This is a genomic window from Rhodococcus sp. OK302 (assembly GCF_002245895.1).
In the GTDB taxonomy this organism is placed as follows: Bacteria; Actinomycetota; Actinomycetes; order Mycobacteriales; family Mycobacteriaceae; genus Rhodococcus_F.
Genome location: NZ_NPJZ01000001.1, coordinates 3,352,335 through 3,369,975, shown reverse-complemented (window position 1 = coordinate 3,369,975; position 17,641 = coordinate 3,352,335). Strand labels below are relative to the sequence as shown.

The 17,641-nt window shown below is 60.7% G+C and carries 19 protein-coding genes; 1 reads left to right on the top strand and 18 read right to left on the bottom strand.

Annotated elements, in window-relative coordinates; all coding sequences use genetic code 11:
- The first annotated feature begins 43 nt into the window (after positions 1–43).
- Positions 44–487, top strand: coding sequence for a Zn-ribbon domain-containing OB-fold protein (locus tag BDB13_RS15490; RefSeq protein WP_094272421.1), 444 nt, complete (start codon positions 44–46; stop codon positions 485–487).
- Here the strand turns inward: BDB13_RS15490 and BDB13_RS15485 are convergent.
- From BDB13_RS15485 to BDB13_RS15405, 18 genes are all read right to left on the bottom strand, one after another.
- Positions 461–1,213 carry a DUF6390 family protein gene (locus tag BDB13_RS15485; protein ID WP_094272420.1) on the bottom strand — a complete coding sequence of 251 codons (753 nt, stop codon included), beginning with the start codon at positions 1,211–1,213 and terminating at the stop codon, positions 461–463. The genes BDB13_RS15490 and BDB13_RS15485 overlap by 27 nt on opposite strands.
- The gene (gene hypE, locus BDB13_RS15480) at positions 1,213–2,283 is read right to left on the bottom strand and encodes a hydrogenase expression/formation protein HypE (RefSeq protein ID WP_094272419.1); all 1,071 of its coding nucleotides are present in this window, start codon (positions 2,281–2,283) and stop codon (positions 1,213–1,215) included. Before hypE ends, BDB13_RS15485 begins: the two co-directional genes overlap by 1 nt.
- Positions 2,273–3,385 carry a hydrogenase formation protein HypD gene (gene hypD / locus BDB13_RS15475; protein ID WP_094272418.1) on the bottom strand — a complete coding sequence of 371 codons (1,113 nt, stop codon included), beginning with the start codon at positions 3,383–3,385 and terminating at the stop codon, positions 2,273–2,275. Before hypD ends, hypE begins: the two co-directional genes overlap by 11 nt.
- Complete coding sequence (locus tag BDB13_RS15470) at positions 3,382–3,699, bottom strand: HypC/HybG/HupF family hydrogenase formation chaperone (protein ID WP_094272417.1); 318 nt, start codon at positions 3,697–3,699, stop codon at positions 3,382–3,384. Before BDB13_RS15470 ends, hypD begins: the two co-directional genes overlap by 4 nt.
- A 16-nt stretch (positions 3,700–3,715) precedes the next feature.
- Positions 3,716–6,019, bottom strand: a complete 2,304-nt coding sequence (gene hypF / locus BDB13_RS15465) for a carbamoyltransferase HypF (protein ID WP_094272416.1) — start codon at positions 6,017–6,019, stop codon at positions 3,716–3,718.
- Positions 6,016–6,273, bottom strand: a complete 258-nt coding sequence (locus BDB13_RS15460) for a HypC/HybG/HupF family hydrogenase formation chaperone (RefSeq protein ID WP_094272415.1) — start codon at positions 6,271–6,273, stop codon at positions 6,016–6,018. Before BDB13_RS15460 ends, hypF begins: the two co-directional genes overlap by 4 nt.
- A 3-nt stretch (positions 6,274–6,276) precedes the next feature.
- Positions 6,277–6,765 carry a hydrogenase maturation protease gene (locus BDB13_RS15455; RefSeq protein ID WP_094272414.1) on the bottom strand — a complete coding sequence of 163 codons (489 nt, stop codon included), beginning with the start codon at positions 6,763–6,765 and terminating at the stop codon, positions 6,277–6,279.
- Between the two features lie 6 nt (positions 6,766–6,771).
- Positions 6,772–6,891 carry a DUF6893 family small protein gene (locus tag BDB13_RS33805; RefSeq protein ID WP_371851312.1) on the bottom strand — a complete coding sequence of 40 codons (120 nt, stop codon included), beginning with the start codon at positions 6,889–6,891 and terminating at the stop codon, positions 6,772–6,774.
- The gene (locus BDB13_RS15450; protein WP_094272413.1) at positions 6,888–8,288 is read right to left on the bottom strand and encodes a hypothetical protein; all 1,401 of its coding nucleotides are present in this window, start codon (positions 8,286–8,288) and stop codon (positions 6,888–6,890) included. The genes BDB13_RS33805 and BDB13_RS15450 overlap by 4 nt, the downstream gene beginning before the upstream one ends.
- The gene (locus tag BDB13_RS15445) at positions 8,285–8,923 is read right to left on the bottom strand and encodes a DUF6084 family protein (RefSeq protein WP_094272412.1); all 639 of its coding nucleotides are present in this window, start codon (positions 8,921–8,923) and stop codon (positions 8,285–8,287) included. Before BDB13_RS15445 ends, BDB13_RS15450 begins: the two co-directional genes overlap by 4 nt.
- Positions 8,920–9,564 carry a DUF5947 family protein gene (locus tag BDB13_RS15440; RefSeq protein WP_094274944.1) on the bottom strand — a complete coding sequence of 215 codons (645 nt, stop codon included), beginning with the start codon at positions 9,562–9,564 and terminating at the stop codon, positions 8,920–8,922. Before BDB13_RS15440 ends, BDB13_RS15445 begins: the two co-directional genes overlap by 4 nt.
- 14 nt (positions 9,565–9,578) lie before the next feature.
- A complete protein-coding gene (locus tag BDB13_RS15435; RefSeq protein WP_094272411.1) occupies positions 9,579–10,508 on the bottom strand; it encodes a NifU family protein in 930 nt (309 codons plus the stop codon).
- Between the two features lie 3 nt (positions 10,509–10,511).
- Positions 10,512–12,305, bottom strand: coding sequence for a nickel-dependent hydrogenase large subunit (locus tag BDB13_RS15430; protein WP_094272410.1), 1,794 nt, complete (start codon positions 12,303–12,305; stop codon positions 10,512–10,514).
- A gap of 51 nt (positions 12,306–12,356) precedes the next feature.
- Positions 12,357–13,430: a hydrogenase expression protein HypE gene (locus BDB13_RS15425; protein WP_094274943.1), complete on the bottom strand. Its 1,074-nt coding sequence runs from the start codon at positions 13,428–13,430 to the stop codon at positions 12,357–12,359.
- Positions 13,431–13,578: 148 nt separating this feature from the next.
- A complete protein-coding gene (gene hypB, locus BDB13_RS15420) occupies positions 13,579–14,367 on the bottom strand; it encodes a hydrogenase nickel incorporation protein HypB (protein WP_094272409.1) in 789 nt (262 codons plus the stop codon).
- Positions 14,368–14,369: 2 nt separating this feature from the next.
- On the bottom strand, positions 14,370–14,699 hold the full coding sequence (locus BDB13_RS15415) for a hydrogenase maturation nickel metallochaperone HypA/HybF (RefSeq protein WP_169633401.1): 330 nt from the start codon (positions 14,697–14,699) through the stop codon (positions 14,370–14,372).
- 138 nt (positions 14,700–14,837) lie between these two features.
- Entirely contained in the window at positions 14,838–16,553 is a 1,716-nt protein-coding gene (locus tag BDB13_RS15410) for a cutinase family protein (protein ID WP_094272407.1), read from the bottom strand.
- Between the two features lie 299 nt (positions 16,554–16,852).
- Positions 16,853–17,581, bottom strand: coding sequence for an IclR family transcriptional regulator (locus tag BDB13_RS15405; RefSeq protein WP_254922825.1), 729 nt, complete (start codon positions 17,579–17,581; stop codon positions 16,853–16,855).
- Positions 17,582–17,641 lie beyond the last annotated feature (60 nt).

Sequence of the window (17,641 nt, the reverse complement as noted above, 5' to 3'; positions counted from 1 at the left end):
CAATCGACCTCGGCGACACCACGCTTTTGACGGAGCCACACGCATGACCGTCGACGGCCTGACCCGAGCGAGTGTGCATTCACAGTGCAAACTCATGATCCTGCGTTGCTCGCACTGCGCAACCTTGCTCGCACCGACAATGGCCGAGTGCTCGTGGTGTCACGGCAGCACGTTCGTACCAGTCGAGTCGTGCGGCGTCGGTTCCATCGTGTCGTTCAAGGTAGTCGAGCGTGAGGTGGACAATCTCTTCAGCAAGCTCGAACCCTGCACGATCGCGATTGTCGAACTCGACGACGGCCCTTGGGTGTATTCGTGGGTCACCGGAACGGTTCCGACAACGTCCGACGGTCGGGTCCGAGTCGAATATACGTCGACGGGGAGCGCGGGGCAGTTGCCCGTCTTCGTGGTTTCGTCCGGCCCAGTCTTGCAGTCGGCCCCAGTCCAACAGCCGAGCCAAGTCCTACAGCCTGCGCTCGCTCAACCGTAGGTTCACGATCTCGAGTGCTGAATCTTCAGCGCCGTCCAATGCCCGGGACTGCGCTGCTGTGATGCTGTCGCACAACCAATCCCAGTGCATTGTCACCAAACCACCGTGCACCGGGGCTGCTGCCAGTGACATTCCGTCGACGTTCCAACGCACTCGTTCGATCATCGGCGCGCCGCGCGTCAGTCGCTCACCGTCGAATGTGATTGGCACGGAACGCACAACAGCGTGTTGCGCACCGACTTCTTGCACTTCACCCCACCTGATTCGGCAGCTCTGGAGAACGGACAGGGGCACCGCACCGTGTTTACGAAGTAGCTTCACCCACGGATACACGACGAATACGTGAAAACTGTGATGCGCGAGGGCGTGGTCCTGCCCTCCGAGATCGGCAAGTAGACCCACGTCGCTGCGTAGACCGAATTCTTTCCGTAAGTGCTGCACTAGCTTTCCCGGGTCCACCGAGCCGAGCAGATCGCTACCAACCCAATAGGCCTCGATCACCCGCGGATCAAGCGGATCCTCGATACCGGCACCCCGTGCCAGCGCCTCGAGGTATGGCCAGGCGCCGTCGAACTGTTGCGCCCGGTCCCGATCCTGATGTGTCGCAACTCCACCGGCCTGACGTAGCAATGCCGATGGATCATCCGGCCCGCAGTACCCCAGCTCGTTGGGTGGATACGCGTACCGCGCGAACAGGACCGGCCCCGCAGTTTCAACCGCAGTCATCAGCAAATCCGCGGAAGTTGCTCACCGGCCGGAAGATCCACTACGCGGTTTCCGCCAAGGGCTGTCCGCGCGACAACCATTCCTCGATGCTCGGCTACGCACTCCCCGATCACAGCCGCACCCTTACTCAGGGGGTTGCCACGCATCGCTTCCAGGATTCGGTCGGCATCCTCACGCGGAACGAACGCTACAAGTTTCCCCTCGTTGGCCACGTACAGCGGATCCAATCCCAGAAGCCCGCAGGCATCACGGACCTCCGCCGGAATCGGAAGGCTGCGCTCCACCAGTGCCACACCGATGTTCGACGCCTGCGCGATCTCGTTGAGCGTGGCCGCGACACCGCCGCGAGTCGGATCACGAAGCACATGAATATCGACCCCGGTCGCAATCATGTCCGCGACGACGCCATTGAGTGCAGCGCAGTCACTTTCCACTTCGGTTCCGAATTCGAGACCGGCCCGGCAACTCATCACCGCAACGCCGTGCACCCCGATGTCTCCGCTGACGATCACCACGTCGCCCTCGGCGGCTCGCGTCGGACGGATATCCACGCCCTCCGGCACCACACCGATCCCAGCCGTATTGATGAATACTCCGTCACCGTGACCAGCATCGACCACCTTGGTATCGCCCGTTACCAACCGAACTCCGGCCACGCGCGCCGCGGTACCCAACGCCGAAGCAATCCCGGCAATGTCGGTGAGGGCGGTACCTTCCTCGAGAATGAAGGCCGTCGACATCACCAGTGGTTGTGCGCCGGCCATCGCCAGATCGTTCACCGTACCGTTGACGGCAAGATCGCCGATTGTGCCGCCGGGAAAAACCATCGGCTTGACGACGTAGGAGTCCGTCGAAAAGGCAAGGCGCACACCGCCGATATCGATCAGCGCCGAATCTCCCAGTTCGGCATCGGCCGCCTCACCGAAAGCCGGCAGGAAGAGATGCTCGATCAACTCCGCGGACATCGCTCCACCGCCGCCGTGACCCATGACGATGTTCGGCGAATCGCGCAGCGGCAGTGGGCAAACCCACGACGACGCGTCTACGAGTGCACCCTTTTCAGCCGGCATGACCAACCTCCTGCAAGTCCAAGCGTCGATACAGGTAGTAGGCGGCGCACGCACCTTCGGACGAAACCATCGTCGCCCCCAAGGGATTACGCGGCGTGCACTGCTTGCCGAACGCACTGCATTCATGCGGCTTGATCAGACCCTGGAGCACTTCACCCGATCGGCACACCGTGGATTCCTCGGTATGAATGTGAGTGACCGAGAATCGTTGTTCTGCATCGAACTCCGCATATTTCGGTGCCAGTTGCCAACCACTGTCGGGGATGGAGCCGATTCCACGCCACGTTCGATCGGACACCGCGAACACGTCCTCGAGCATCGCTTTGGCCGCGGTATTCCCCTCGGCCGTGACGGCCCGTGCATAGGCGTTTTCCACCTCGTATCTGCCGGTCTCCAATTGCAGCACGGTCTTGCGGATGCCTTCGAGCAGATCGAGCGGCTCGAATCCCGTGACGACGATCGGTACCTTGTACTTCTCGGCCAGAGAAGGATATTCGGACGTGCCCATGACGCTGCACACGTGACCCGCCGCCAGAAATGCTTGCACGCGGCAATCCGGTGAATCCATGATCGCCGCCATTGCGGGTGGGACGAGGACGTGGGAAACCAACAGCGAAAAGTTCTTGATGCCCAAGCGGTGCGCCTGGTACACAGTCATGGCATTGGCCGGCGCGGTGGTTTCGAATCCGATACCGAAGAACACGACTTGGCGATCCGGATTCTCCTTCGCGATGGTGAGGGCGTCGAGGGGTGAATACACAACCCGCACATCACCGCCGGCGCTCTTGATACGAAACAGATCCGAGGAGCTTCCGGGCACCCTCAGCATGTCTCCGAACGAACAGAAGATCACGTCCGGACGGGCAGCAATCTCGAGGGCTTTGTCGATGATCTCCAGCGGCGTGACACAGACTGGGCATCCCGGGCCGTGAATCATCTCGATCTGCTCGGGCAGCAATTGGTCGATTCCGTGTCTGATGATCGAATGCGTCTGGCCTCCGCACACTTCCATGATTGCCCACCGGCGGGTGGCAAGGGCACGGATCTGGTCCAGCAGTTTTCCCGCCAACTCCGGGTCGGAGAACTCATCCAGATACTTCACGATTCCTTCTCCTTCGATTCGATACCACCATCAGGTTGGACGCCTGCGGCGCGAGCGGCACGAGCGAACCCGTCGCCGAATTCCTCTTCCAGGACACCGAGGTGCTCGAACTCCGCCAGGGTGCGCTTTGCCGATTCCTCGTCCAGCCGCTGAATGGCGAAACCGACATGCACAACTACGTATTCACCGACCTCCGCGCCGGGAATGTACTCCAGGCACACTTCCTTGCGTACCCCACCGAAGTTCACGACAGACATCAGTGTTCCGTCACGATTCTCCAGGGATTCGATTCGTCCCGGCACAGCTAGGCACATGGCACAACTCCTGATCTCATGATGAACTCGCCACCAGCACTTGGCCGTACGCGAGACCTCCGTCGTTGGGTGGCAGTTCACGGCTGGTCAGCGGCGTGAATCCGGCCTCTCGCAGGAGGATTCGCGAGCGGGAGAGCAGCAGTGGGTTCTGGAATACCCCGCCGGTCAACACAACGTCATCCACACCGGCAAGCTCACGCCCCCGCAGTGCCCACTCGAGCACCAGTTGAGCGACAGCCTCGTGAAAGCGGGCACCGATAACACCGGCCGACACTCCGGCACGCAGGTCCCGGACAACACCTCGAATCATCGACGAGGAGTCGCCGACCCAGGAATCACTGTCCGCAACGTCAATCCGATCGAAGGCGTAGTACTCCGAACCACAGACGATTCCACGGGAAATCCCCTCCAATTCGATCGCCGCCTGGGCCTCGTAGTCGGCAACGTGACGCACGCCGATCAGGGAAGAAACAGCGTCGAACAACCGGCCCATACTCGACGTGTCGGAGCATCCGAATCCGGTTTCGAGTTGATGACGCAGGACTGCCAATTCCCGCGGCGGGCAGGCTGCAACCGGCGGCAGACCCGGATCCCAGTCGATCCCAGCACTCCACAAGTGTGACAACGCCATTCGGTACGGACGTTCGACGCCGATATCGCCGCCCGGCAAGGGCACATATTTCAGGTGTGCGAGACGCTGACAACCCTTGTATGTCGCCAGCAGCATTTCCCCGCCCCACACCGCACCGTCGGCGCCGTATCCGGTACCGTCGAAAGCCAGAGCGAGAACGGGTTCGTCACCGTCACAACCATTCTCACCCATGACAGCAGCCACGTGCGCATGATGGTGTTGAACTGCGCGTACCGGCAGTGGCCCGGCATGTCGCCGAGCCCACCGCGACGATCGGTACCCCGGATGCTCGTCGCAGGCAACTTGGATCGGCGTAACGCCGGTGAGCGATTCGAAGTGCGACTCCGAGGTGGCAAAGCTTTCCAGTACAGCCAGATCGCCCATGTCGCCGATGTGCTGACTCAGCCAGGCGGAGGCCCCCTGCGCCAGACAGAACGTGTTTTTCAGGTCCGCGCCGACTGCCAGCGTCGCGGGCACATCGAACGGCAGAGTGGCGGGTAGATCAATCGGCAACGGTGTATGTCCACGTGATCGCCGCACCGTTGTCATCTCCTCGTCCACCACTCGCTGGACGCTGTCGTCGCAGGGCATCCGAATCGGGCGGTCATGGGTGAGAATGCCGTCGGCCAGGGAGAACAATCGGTCCTGATCGCGCTCGTCGTAAATGATCGGCTCACCACCGAAATTTGCCGACGTCATCACCAACACCTGCGGACCGCTCAGATCCCCCGCCAGCCCGAGCAGCATGTATTGAATCGGGTTGTAGGCCAGCATAATTCCGATATCGGGAAGACGGGGCGCCACGGATGACGCAAGGGTATATCCCGACGCTTTCGGGACGAGAAGAATGGGCCGTGACCGATCGACAAGTGCCGTGGCCTCGGCCGGACTTACCTGTGCCGACTCACTCGCGGCCGGCAGGTCACGCACCATCACGGCCAGAGGCTTGCTGCGCCGGTGCTTTCTGGCGCGCAACTCCTGAACCGCAGATTCACTCCGAGCATCACAAGCCAGGTGGTATCCACCGATCCCTTTGACCGCGATGATCTTTCCGTCCCGTAGGTACTCCCGCGCTTTCCGTACCGCGTACTCCCCCGACGAGCTACCGACCGACGGTTCGACAAATGACAGGGTCGGCCCACAATCAGGGCACGCAATGGGCTGCGCGTGAAACCTGCGGTCAGCCGGATCCGCATACTCTGCCGCACAATTCGTGCACATCGGGAAGCGATCCATCGTTGTCGAGGACCTGTCATACGGAAGCGCTGTGATGATCGTGAAGCGTGGACCACAATGTGTGCACGTGATGAACGGATGGCGGAACCGCCGGTTCGTCGGGTCGGTCATCTCGCGCAGGCAGTCGTCACAGGTCGCAACATCGGGTGGCGCCAGCGTTTGCCCCACGGAACTGGTGTCCGTCTCGACGATCCGAAATCCGGACAGGCCGCGGGGTTGCGCAGGTTCGTAGTCCACCGAATCAATGCGGGCCAACGGAGGTTGCCGTAGCTGTAGCGCCGTCACGAATTCGGCAACTTCGATGTCGCGCCCCTCGAGGTCTATCACCACACCGCGAGTCGAGTTACCTACCGAACCTGCCAACCCCAATTCTGTTGCGAGGGAGTACACGAACGGCCGGAATCCGACGCCCTGAACCACCCCACGTACGATCAAACGGCTGGCAGCAATCATGGGTCGACCTCCGGCTCAGCGCGAGCCTGGCCCATCAATTCCAGGCCCGCCATCGCCTCGGCCGCACCATTCTCGTCCACCTTGTCGACCGCGAAACCCATGTGGATCACCACCCAGTCACCAGCCGACACGGAATTGTTGTCGAGCATTCCGATATTGACCTTGCGCGCCACTCCCTCGACGTCGACGAGGGCGAGTTGACCGCCGTACCCGTCCAGCAGTCGCACGACTCGTCCGGGGATCCCCAAGCACATGGCTCACGCCTCCTGTTCCGAGGTAGCGGCATCAACGGCCATCGATCTGACGAGTCCGCGGACCACCGACACCGCACCACCTACCGAACTCTGCAGTTCCGGCGTGAGGCCGATCCCCTCGTCTACCGAACGTGCGTGTGCCCCGACGACAAAGGTCCGTGGAAGCGTTCCGCCGAGCGCCCGGACACTCCCGAACACCGACGTCGGATCCAACGAGTGCGCATCGAATCCTCGAGTACTGCTGAGACTTTCGGAGTCCACCTCGAAAACCTCAACCTGCCCCGGTTGTTCGGTTTGCGGCAAGGCATCGATCAGGACCAGCGCATCCCAAGGTTCGAGTAGGTCGTAAGCCAGATGAACGCCTCGAATCCCGTAGTCCACCAACCTCACTCCCTCCGGTAGATCTTCCCGTTCGAGCACGCGCACCACCTCGGGCCCGAAGCCGTCGTCTCCGAGAAAGATGTTTCCGACCCCCGCCACCAGAACCCGCATGTGGGACTACATCTTCCGCATCCGCAGATACCGCTGAATGTCCGGCATCGACACGACCAGCACGACCGCCGCGGCGATCGCTGTTGCGCCGAGAAGTACCGTCGACAGCATTCCCATGCCTCTCATGATCCGTTCTCCTCTCGATAACCCTGCTCCTCCACCGCAGACACCGGTTCCACCTCGTCCGGAGCGAAGTACAGATAGCGGCCGTACCAGTTGTGGAGATCGGCGGCCGGATCGTCGATCAGCGTCACCCCCACATGAATGTCGCCGTCCACGTCTTCATGGATGGTGGCAACGTGTGCGATCCGGCCGTCGAAGAACAGGTCCTGAGCGTCCGCACGACGCGAAGGATGTAGTCGAACTGTGCTGCCACCGGCGACACGGACGCCACCGATCATCACCGCGTCGGTGCGGGGACTCACGCTGGTGTCAGCCTCCGGTGTCCACCAATCGGCACCATCCGGCACCTCGGGAATCAAATTCGACGAATCCCTCTGCCCCACCTGTGGATCGCGGAGAACGCCGTGTAAGTCCGCGAGACCTTCGGGGGCCAATCCTTCGCAACGATCAATGATGGCTGCGGCCTTCGGATCGGTAGCTCTTGCTTCGACTTTCTCGTCGTCGGTCATCGTCAGAATGCGAAGCGTCAAAATCTCGTCGATTTCGGTGGAGTCGAACAACGCACCCTCGCTCTGTTCGGCGATTTCCGGAAAGTCGTAGAGAATGATCGGTGACGCCAGAACTGTGCTCGACCGACCCGGCAACTCGGGGTTCTCAACTCCGGCCAGCACGGGGTAACACCGATTCTGAATCAGTGTCTGCGAGTCGTCCACGCTGAAGAGCGATATGAACGACGCTGTGTCGCACTCCAGTATGAGATGCGCCCCGAGCATCGAATACGCAGGCGCCGAACGCTTGTCGACACCCTCGACCACAGTTGTGTTCTGAGCAGTGGTGTTCCGAACACCTATCGACAGCACTGAGTGAGTGTCCTGCACGGCCTGAATCTCGACGTGCCCCGACAGAGCCCACTGGGTCCGAACGATCCTCCCCAGTTGCCGGCCGTCGGACTCGAGAACTAGTTCGGTTTCCACACCGGCCGGAACCTCGAAGGGCAATTCGATCCCCGACATCAACTCCGTCAGTGTCCACGAACCTAACTCGATCTCGCACTCACTCGCCTCGTCCCAGGAAATCCATTCACGATCACCCGAACTGAGACGGTCGACCGGTACCCACTCCCCGTGCGGACCCGGACACTCCAGAGTGCGTGCCTGCAAATGCAGAAACCTCAAGGTCACACCCACAGCGCCGGCATCAGAATCCAGAACGCACTGCACCGACATCCCCGATTCCTCGCCGACCCCGGCTTCGGCAGCACCGGGCGGTCCCAGCACTCCGAACTGCCAGCGCGACTGGTTCTTTCCCGCGGTCGCCCGATACGGGTACAGGAGATAGCCCTCGTACAGAACAGCGTCGGCAACCGCCCGGACGTCATGACCGGTACCGACTCCGCTCATGTCGCAACCTCGCTTCCGGAAAGTAGCTCCCGCACTGCAGATTCCATGTCGGTGAGCCCGTGAGCAGCCTTGAACCGGGCAAGTTCGGCGATGGTGTCGTGATCAAGGCGTACCCAGCCGGAGCCCGGGTAATGCGTCTCGATCAACTGTTTCCACGTTGCCACCGGAATTTCGTACGACGCCGACCTGTCCCAGGGAATCTGCTCGACCGAAAATCCTCGATTACCGTCGGTGAAAACGGTTCCGCTCAGCAACAGGACCACCGGCACTGTGCCGCCGGCCAACGCGTGCATGTACTTCGATGCCGTCACCGCAACGTCGTAGGTGCACGGCATGGGTAAGTGTGCGACGGTAACACCTTCGAAGCCCTGCACCACTGTCGAGCACTCCATCCAGAGGAAGGTTCGTAAAGTGCTGGACCACCGTTCCCTTCGGCCGAACAAATCCAACAGAGCTTCTTCCTCCAGCTCCGTGTACGGCCGACGATGAGGCTCGATGCGAACCTGCGCCCGCAACGACAATGCCCGAACATGAGCGCCGGTGGATTCCGAGATGCGCAACCGCACAGTGAGATTCGGCGTCACCGAATACGGATCTACGACGACGTCCACAACCGAGAATTCGAGGGCGGTCACTGCCGTTCACCCGCTACAACAGTACTGTCACCTGATACAGCAGTACTCCGCGACTGCAGGCGCTCGAAGAACCGCGATACCTCACGCTTCGCATCCTGGCCACCGTCGAATCCCCGCCAGACCGTGCGCAATCGCCCCACCAACTCGTAGCACGCGTCGATCGGCACAATGAAGCATCTCGGTACCTGCTCACCCGGAAGGATGTGGACGATCAGTGCCTCGACGTCCGACCTCACCTCGCGCAGGATCGGGTTCTCGCGCAGGACGGTCCCGAAAGCGTCGATGGGCAGTTCGGATTCCGTGGCCCCGGCCGGCCCGGGATAGAACGCGATGAATCGCTCCAGCAACGAATTTCGGAAGAAGAACGCCAGACCTACCGGAATCTCCAACGATTCCCATCGGCCCGGCCCTAATTCGAATTCGGCCAGTTCAAGATATCGGTCCGGAACGGCTTTGTATCGGAGGTCCGCGTCGACCGGTGCAAACAACAGATAGCAGGGCCGACAGACGCACAGGAGACTGCGCACCTGGACGTCGACGACATGTTGATGGGCGTCGCCGATATCGACGGCGCACATCTCGCATCGCGGCCCCGTCGATACCGGGCGCGCCGACGCTATTCGTGTGAGAACCTCTCCCACTGTCGATTTCGCCACTACATCACCGGAACCTGGGATCCTGCAACAGAATCGATCGGCACAGCGACCGACAGCACCCCGTCACGGGTCAGGATCGGCAACGGTACAAGATGCTCCGTACCGGCGCCGACTCGCGCTCCGGCACCTCGGACGTCGTAGTGAGCGGCGCAATGGGGGCAAGTCAACACCGCGGCATTGCGCGCGGATCGCCCCATCATCCGTTCCAATACAGCTCCGGCCAGCGAGCGGTCACACGCCGGACAGTGATCGTGGTACGCGTACAGGTCGTCACCCGACCGACACACCAGCAGATCCACGCCGCCGATGCGGAAGCCGGCTACTTCACCGGCGCCGACCTCGCCGAACTCCGGAACGCTGACCCACTGACTACCCGTATCGCGATGGACATGTGAGAAAAGAGATTCCACCGAAATCACACCGGCTTTCGGCTCGTGCTCGGTCGGCGTCTCGACTTCGATACCCGTGGTCTCCGGCGCTGCGGCCTGCACGGCATCCTGAACCGCCGACTCGAGGGTCACCGAGGAAGACGGGCAACTGTTACAACTGCCCAGAAGTCGCAATCGAACGACGCCGCCCGACACCTCGATCAACTCGACGTCACCGCCATGTGACCCGAGGTACGGACGCACGCTGTCCAACGCGGTTCGGACACGGGTTTCGACGTCGTGCGGGTGGAGCCCGTGGACCAACATCAAACTCGAAATCAGGTCATCGTGCACCATCTTGTCGACCATCGCCGGATCTGCAAGCTGCACAGTCTTTTCGAGGGCTGCGCCGTACAGTTGGACGACCTCGCGGACCAACTGCTCGGCGCGATCTCGCGCGACAGGTCCGCCGCCGGCGCTGCTCTGCAACAACGTCTCGATACGTTCACCCGCCCCGCGCCAGTAATCACCCGATACGCTGCGGCCGTCGGGCTGCTCCATCGACTACTCCCCCGTCACGGATTGTGTCGGTGAATGCAGTTTCTCAATGGTCTTGCCGCCGCCGAGATACATGTGCACACCACACGGCAGGCACGGATCGAAACTGCGAACGGTGCGCATGATGTCGATGCCTTTGAAGTGGTCGCGATCATTCTCTTCGAAGATCGGCTGCCCCTGCACGGCGTCCTCGTACGGTCCCGGCGTGCCTTCGTTGTCTCGCGGGCTCGCGTTCCACGGCGTCGGTGGGTACGGGTGGTAGTTCGCGATCTTGCCGTCTCGAATCACCATGTGGTGCGAGAGAACTCCGCGTACCGCTTCGGTGAATCCACAACCGATTCCTTCGTCGGGCACCTCGAACGATTCCCACGTCTTGGTCCGGCCCGCGCGAATTTCTACCAGTGCCTTCTCGGCAAAATGCAGGGCGGACGCCGCAGCGTAAGCCTGGAAATATGTACGCGCACGGTTTCTTTCGAGGGTATTGCTCCCGTATTCGGGAATATTCCACTCGAGTGACACCGGACCCTTCAACGCCGTCTTCGGCAGATTGATCTGCACGCTGTGCCCCGTCGACTTCACATACCCGATATCGACCAGCCCCGCCAGAGCTGTGCTCCACAACCGGGCGAGCGCTCCGCCGCCCGTGTCGAGTGCAAGGTTGTCCTTGCCATCGAACCAACGCGGCGACATCACCCAGCTGTACTTGTCCTCGAGGTCACGCTTCTGCGGGTGAGGGTTGGTGTGCTGATTCCACGGGTGACGCCGATCCACCGGATTCCCGAGCGGATCGGTCGTGACGAACATTTCCTGGTCTTTCCAGTCCTCGTAATACGAAGAGCCCAGCATGATCCGGATTCCGAGGTTGATGTCCACAAGATCCGTGGTGACAAGTTTGCCGTCGACAACAACACCGGGGGTGACAAACATCTTCCGTCCCCACTCGGTCATGTCCTTGTATGCAAAATTGCAGTACTCCGGATCCTGGAAGGACCCCCAGCAGCCGAGCAACGTTCGACGCAGACCGACCTTGTCGTATCCAGGGAGAGCTTCGTAGAAGAAATCGAACAGATCGTCGTGCATGGGCACAACTTTCTTCATGAACTCCACGTACCGCATCAACCGCGTCATGTAATCCGTCATCAACTGAATGGTCGCGACGGTTCCGACTCCGCCCGGGTAGAGAGTCGACGGGTGGACGTGACGCCCTTCCATCAGACAGAACATTTCCCGTGTCGAGCGCGAAACCTGAAGGGCCTCACGGTAGAACTCTCCGGTGAACGGATTGAGCGTGCGCATGATGTCGGCGATCGTGCGGTATCCGTGCTGATCCTCATGGCGGCAGCGGGTGTTCTCGGCCTGGGCCAGGACGCCGGGATTGGTCTCGGACACCATCTTCTCGCAGTAGTCGACCGCCACAAGATTCTCTTGAAAGATGTTGTGGTCGAACATGTATTCCGCAGCCTCACCGAGATTGACAATCCACTCGCCGAGGTGGGGTGGTTTGACTCCGTACGCCATGTTCTGCGTGTAGCACGAGCACGTCGCGTGGTTGTCACCGCAGATCCCGCAGATGCGGCTCGTGATGAAGTGCGCGTCGCGCGGATCCTTGCCCTTCATGAACAGGGAATATCCACGGAAGATCGACGACGTGCTGTGGCATTCCACGACTTCACGATTGGCGAAGTCGATTTTGGTGTAGATGCCTAGGCTTCCGACAATTCGTGTGATGGGGTCCCAGGCCATCTCGACCAGACCGTCACGGTCTGCCGTCGAGGTGGGTTCGGGAATGATGGCCGTCATGTTCAATGCCTCCCAGACAAGTCGAAAACTCGTGTTCTCATAGTGCGTCCTTCACCACGTGCGCCGGGCTCCGCTGAGCAACGTCGATCCACGTTCACGCCAGTGCGGTTCGTGATCCAACGTGCTTCCGGTAATTCGGCGCAAGCTGTGAATCACGTTGCCGTACAGTCCAACTGCATTGGTCGAGAGTTTGCCGCCCGGCGGTTCGTCCATGAACGGCATGAACTTGTCCGGGAATCCCGGCATCGTGCAGCCGATGCAGATACCGCCGACATTAGGACAACCACCAACACCGTTTATCCAACCTCGTTTGGGCACATTGCATTTCACGACCGGACCCCAGCATCCCAACTTGACGATGCACTTGGGTGAACCGTATTCCGTCGCAAATTCGCCTTGCTCGTAATACCCGCCGCGATCACAACCCTCATGCACGGTCGCACCGAACAACCATTGTGGCCGCAGTGATTCGTCGAGCGGAATCATCGGCGCCTGATCCGTAGCCATGTACAGCAGGTAGGTCAAAGTCTCGGAGAGGTTGTCCGGCTGGATCGGGCAGCCCGGCACACACACGATCGGAATGCCGGCTTTCGACTTCCAATCCCACCCCAGGTAGTCCGGCACACCCATCGCACCGGTCGGATTGCCCGCCATCGCGTGAATACCGCCGTATGTCGCGCAGGTGCCGACAGCCACCACGGCTGTCGCCTTGGGAGTCAGCCGGTCCAGCCATTCACTCGTCGTGATGGGTTGCCCGGTCGCCGGGTTATTTCCGAATCCGCACCAGTAGCCCTCGTCGTGCAGCTTCTCGTTCGGGATGGAGCCCTCGACGACGAGGACAAACGGTTCCAACTCACCACGGTCGGCTTTCCGGAACCACTCCAGGAAATCGTCGGCACCACCCTCGGGACCACACTCGAAGTCGATGAGCGGCCAGTGCATCGCAACCTTGGGCAATCCCGGTAACGCGCCGAGTGCGATCTCTTCGACGCTCGGTTGTGTGGCGGCGGTCAACGCTACTGAATCTCCGTCACAACTGAGTCCGGCGTTGATCCACAGAACGTGGATCAGAGTTTCTTCCGCCTTGGCTGCTGCGCTCTCAGCAGTCGCAATTCGAGTGTCCATGTCAGCCGCTTTCACGTGTGCGACGGCACCATGTGTTCCACCGGGTCTGTTCCACCGGGTCGAACTGCCGCCGGTATCGAACGCCACCCGAACCGATAATCGGCCCTCTTCTGTGGCACCCACTCATTTCATTAACTACCCGAGCACATCACTTGTCAACGGCCACCGGCGCCCAGCCCAGTCGAGTACCGATCCAGCTGTACCACTCGGACAGGCCTTCACCCGTTGTCGCCGACAAAGTCATCACGCGCACAGCAGGATTGAGCGCTTCAGCTTGCCGGACACAGGCCTCGACATCGAAATCCACATACGGCAGCAGATCGATCTTGTTGATGATCACGAGATCCGCAACGGCAAAGATGTGCGGGTACTTCACGGGTTTGTCGGCACCCTCCGGCGTCGAAATTAGGACAACCTTACCTTCTTCGCCGAGATCGAAAAGTGCCGGGCATACTAGGTTTCCGACGTTCTCGATCAAAAGCAACGACCCGTCAACCGGACGACTCACAGCAAGTGCGCGATCGATCATGTTGGCGTCCAAATGGCATCCTGCACCCGTATTCACTTGCACAACAGTCGATCCCGTGGCGCGAATTCGCTCGGCGTCCAGCTCAGTCTCCTGATCTCCTTCGATGACAGCAATGGGAAACCTGCCACCGAGATCGTTGATCGTACGAACCAGCAAGGTTGTTTTCCCGGCGCCGGGAGAACTCATGACATTGAGCGCGGAGATCCCGCGAGTCCGCATCCAATCTCGATTGCGCGCCGCCAGTTCGTCGTTCTTGGCCAATACCCGTTGTTCCAGAACCACAGTCTCGCTGTGCGGATGATGGTGCAGATCGCTGTGGTCATGGCTCGGTACAGGATGGTCATGGCTGTGTGCAGAGTCGGAAACCCGCACTCCCGCACTCTCCCCGCAGCCACACGTCGCACACATGATCAACTCACTTCCATCGACAATATTCGCAGCTCATGTCCGGCAAGAACCTCGACGTCGGCACTGCCACACGGGCACAGGAGAAACATGTCCGGCGGTGAAAACGAGTCGCCGCACGCTCTACACCGTGCACTGGCCGGGACCTCGTCGATGCACAAGCTCGCACCCTCCGCGTGAGTACCCGCGGTCACGACGTCGAAGCAGAACAACAACGAATCTGGAATTACGGCGCACAACCGACCGACCTCGAGGCGAACGGTGACAATCTTTCGATCCCCGGCGCGCTCACACACAGCGTCGACCACGCTCTGGGCAATCGACAATTCATGCACCGCAGACCCACAATTCGAGATCGATCGTGCATTCCACGATAAGCGCCACCCACTGCCGAAAACAGAGCAGAGACAAAAAACAGGCTGCGATCCGCACATTGTGCGGATCGCAGCCTGCTGCAGTGCTATTGACGAAGGTCAGTTGGCCGGAGGCTTCGTGGTTGTCGTCGTCGTTGTCGTCGCGCCGGTGGTCGACGTGACTGCTGCGTCCGAGCTCGCAGCCTGCGACGTCGGGGCGCTCGTGACGGCCGCACCCGAGGTCGGTGCTACCGATCCGGTCGGTGAAGCGACGGCACTCGACGTTGCCGAAGCCGATCCCGCAGCAGGTGCCTGCGACGGCGTTGCGGCAGCGCCCGAAGATTCCGTCGAACCGGTGGTCCCGCTGGGAGCCTGACCGGACTCGGATGTGGTGCCGGTCGTCGTGCCAGTTCCGTCAGTGGCTCCGCCCTCACCGCCACCATTTGCCATGTACAGATCCACGGCAGCTGCAAGCTGTTCGGGGGTCGGCTTTACCGTCGTGTCAACGGGCTTGCCCTCCTGCGCCTGCTGAGCAAGGTACGTAAGCCACGCTGCCGAATACTGCGCCGACGTCAACTGCTTGCCGTTGGCAGTGTCAGCGTCAGTCCAGTAGTCGAAGTGATGGCCGACACCGGGAGCCAGTGTCATCTGGTACGGATCGCTCATGATCACCGGAATCGTGTTCTGGTTGGTGGCGATCAGTCCTACGATCTCCTTGAACAGCTTCTGCGGCAGGTACGCCAGCGGCGACACGTTCTCCGCTGAAATCGAGCCGTCCTTGGCGACCGGCGCCACGGTGTCCGTCGTACCCGGCTTGTACCCCGGAGTCGAGACCTTCAGCAGCACGTCCATGAACGTCTCGTCGCTCTGCATCCAATTCGGCTGCGACGAAATATCGTTGAATGCCTTGAACATGATCCCACTGAATACAACCGCGACATCTTGACCCGTCGTCGGCGTGAGGCCCTGCGATTCCAATTGGTCGACATTCAATTGCCGACCTACGTTCGCGGCCAAGATCAGCAAGGAGATGTTCTCCGGAGCCGAACAAGTGAAGTCACCGTCGGAACAGAACGAAGCGACCTTGCCGTTCAACTTTCCGAAACCGCCTGCGGTATCCGGGAGTGCACCCTGGCCCGGTGTCGCCGACGTTCCGTTCTGGTACTTCGTGTCGAAGTTGTCCGGGTTCGTGAACGGATCCTTCGCGCCGAGGAACGTACCGTCGCCTTCCTGGCGGCCCGCGTCGGCGAGCAGCACTACACCGACAACCTTGTCGGCGCTGACACCGAACTCGTTGTCCTTCTGCGTACCGATATCCATGGCAACGCGGCGGACGACGTCTGCGCCTTCGCTGTATCCGACGATCGAGAACTGGGTGTTCGGGCATGCTGCACTGATCGCACTCATCACGGATTGAGTATTGGCTGCGCCTGCAGCCACGGCATCCTCATACGTCGCCATGTTGGCCGGATAGGCGATGTACATCGCAGCGTAAGAGCCCGGCTTGGTGGTGTTGACCGATCCGGCCGGATTGATTACCTGATCGACGCGATCACTCTTGTAATCGCCCGACATCGCGGCCGGCAATAGCTTTCCGTCTGCGCCTTCCAACATCAGGACTGTGTTCGGGTCCGGTGTGTCGTGGCGACCGGCAACTGCAATGCTCACCATGTCGTGGCATTCGGTGACCGATGCCGTCAGTTCGGTGTCGATAGTGCGCGACTGCGGCGAGTCCACGGCAACTGCGACCGCTACCAGCGCAGCCACGCCGAGCGCTGCGGGCGCAACTGCCCCCGCAAGTATTCGATGTCGTGAAAAGAACCCACGTACAGCCATATCTACTCCCCAATTCACTCCGGATAACGTACCGACCGACCCCCAGGGCAGAACGTAACGTCACAACTGAAGTCGTCGCGTACATCGATCGCGTTACAGCGGGTAACACTCGAGCGAACGGTTTCGGCTTCGATCGTCCGAACACCCCGCGGCATTTTCGCCGGTGAAGGGGGATAAGTGCGCAGATCAGTCGAACAGGATTACTTGCCGGATCAGCTTCTCCCCCTAGATCCCGCGTGGACAGAATTGACGCCGTACCGAACCCGACTGGTACCCACCACCCCCGGAGTTGAGGCTGGTCAAACGCCAGCTCGCACGTTCGCCGCGGTTGATATCGACTGCAATAGATTTCGCCGTTGTAGCGTCGGAGAAATTCCATTGAGTGAGCGCCAGATTGCTGCTGCTGCAAGACGAACAGGTGTGATCATTCTCCGATCGAACGCGAGCTGATGCAGCGGACCACAGATCGAGATCGCGGCATCGGCTTCTCCGATCGGGCCGATCGGAGAAGCGATACATCCGAATCCCTGAACGACGCTGTTCATTTCGACAGCGATTCCTCGTTCTCGAATCAGACCGTACCCAGATTCGCAACTGCCGTTGTACGCCAGCAACGACTGACCCAACGCTGAGACCGTCGCCGGCAGACGTCCGCCGATCCGGGTGGGCACAATCCCGTTCATAGGCCCACCGACCTTGTCCAGGAAAACGATATCCTGCGCGTCCAGGACCGCGAGGTGCACGGTCATGCCGGTCGTACGGTACAACTGGTACAGATACTGCGACGCAGCTGTATGTACCCGGTTCTGGTGAACCGCCGTTGAACCGAGTTCTACGAGCCGTAACCCCAAGCTGTAGTCACGACCGCGCTTACTCAGCCAACCCATCTGCACCAACCCCTCGACCATTCGATGCGCAGACGATCTGGGCAGCTGTGTCACCAGCATGATCTCGGCAAGCGGGAGGCTGCTCCGTCCTTCGAACGCACCGATGACGAGTGCAATTCTGCCTAGGGTTGAAGTGGGCACCGATCCCTCGGCCCCAGCGGCGGAATGCACGTGAATAGTCCTCCTCGGACACTCCCGATA

Bases quoted from the DNA above. Each gene is read 5' to 3' on its own strand.
- BDB13_RS15490 (WP_094272421.1), top strand. From the start codon at position 44: ATGACCGTCGACGGCCTGACCCGAGCGAGTGTGCATTCACAGTGCAAA.
- BDB13_RS15485 (WP_094272420.1), bottom strand. From the start codon at position 1,213: ATGACTGCGGTTGAAACTGCGGGGCCGGTCCTGTTCGCGCGGTACGCG.
- hypE (WP_094272419.1), bottom strand. From the start codon at position 2,283: ATGCCGGCTGAAAAGGGTGCACTCGTAGACGCGTCGTCGTGGGTTTGC.
- BDB13_RS15470 (WP_094272417.1), bottom strand. From the start codon at position 3,699: ATGTGCCTAGCTGTGCCGGGACGAATCGAATCCCTGGAGAATCGTGAC.
- hypF (WP_094272416.1), bottom strand. From the start codon at position 6,019: ATGATTGCTGCCAGCCGTTTGATCGTACGTGGGGTGGTTCAGGGCGTC.
- BDB13_RS15460 (WP_094272415.1), bottom strand. From the start codon at position 6,273: ATGTGCTTGGGGATCCCCGGACGAGTCGTGCGACTGCTGGACGGGTAC.
- BDB13_RS15455 (WP_094272414.1), bottom strand. From the start codon at position 6,765: ATGCGGGTTCTGGTGGCGGGGGTCGGAAACATCTTTCTCGGAGACGAC.
- BDB13_RS33805 (WP_371851312.1), bottom strand. From the start codon at position 6,891: ATGAGAGGCATGGGAATGCTGTCGACGGTACTTCTCGGCGCAACAGCG.
- BDB13_RS15450 (WP_094272413.1), bottom strand. From the start codon at position 8,288: ATGAGCGGAGTCGGTACCGGTCATGACGTCCGGGCGGTTGCCGACGCT.
- BDB13_RS15435 (WP_094272411.1), bottom strand. From the start codon at position 10,508: ATGGAGCAGCCCGACGGCCGCAGCGTATCGGGTGATTACTGGCGCGGG.
- BDB13_RS15430 (WP_094272410.1), bottom strand. From the start codon at position 12,305: ATGACGGCCATCATTCCCGAACCCACCTCGACGGCAGACCGTGACGGT.
- BDB13_RS15425 (WP_094274943.1), bottom strand. From the start codon at position 13,430: ATGGACACTCGAATTGCGACTGCTGAGAGCGCAGCAGCCAAGGCGGAA.
- hypB (WP_094272409.1), bottom strand. From the start codon at position 14,367: ATGTGTGCGACGTGTGGCTGCGGGGAGAGTGCGGGAGTGCGGGTTTCC.
- BDB13_RS15410 (WP_094272407.1), bottom strand. From the start codon at position 16,553: ATGGCTGTACGTGGGTTCTTTTCACGACATCGAATACTTGCGGGGGCA.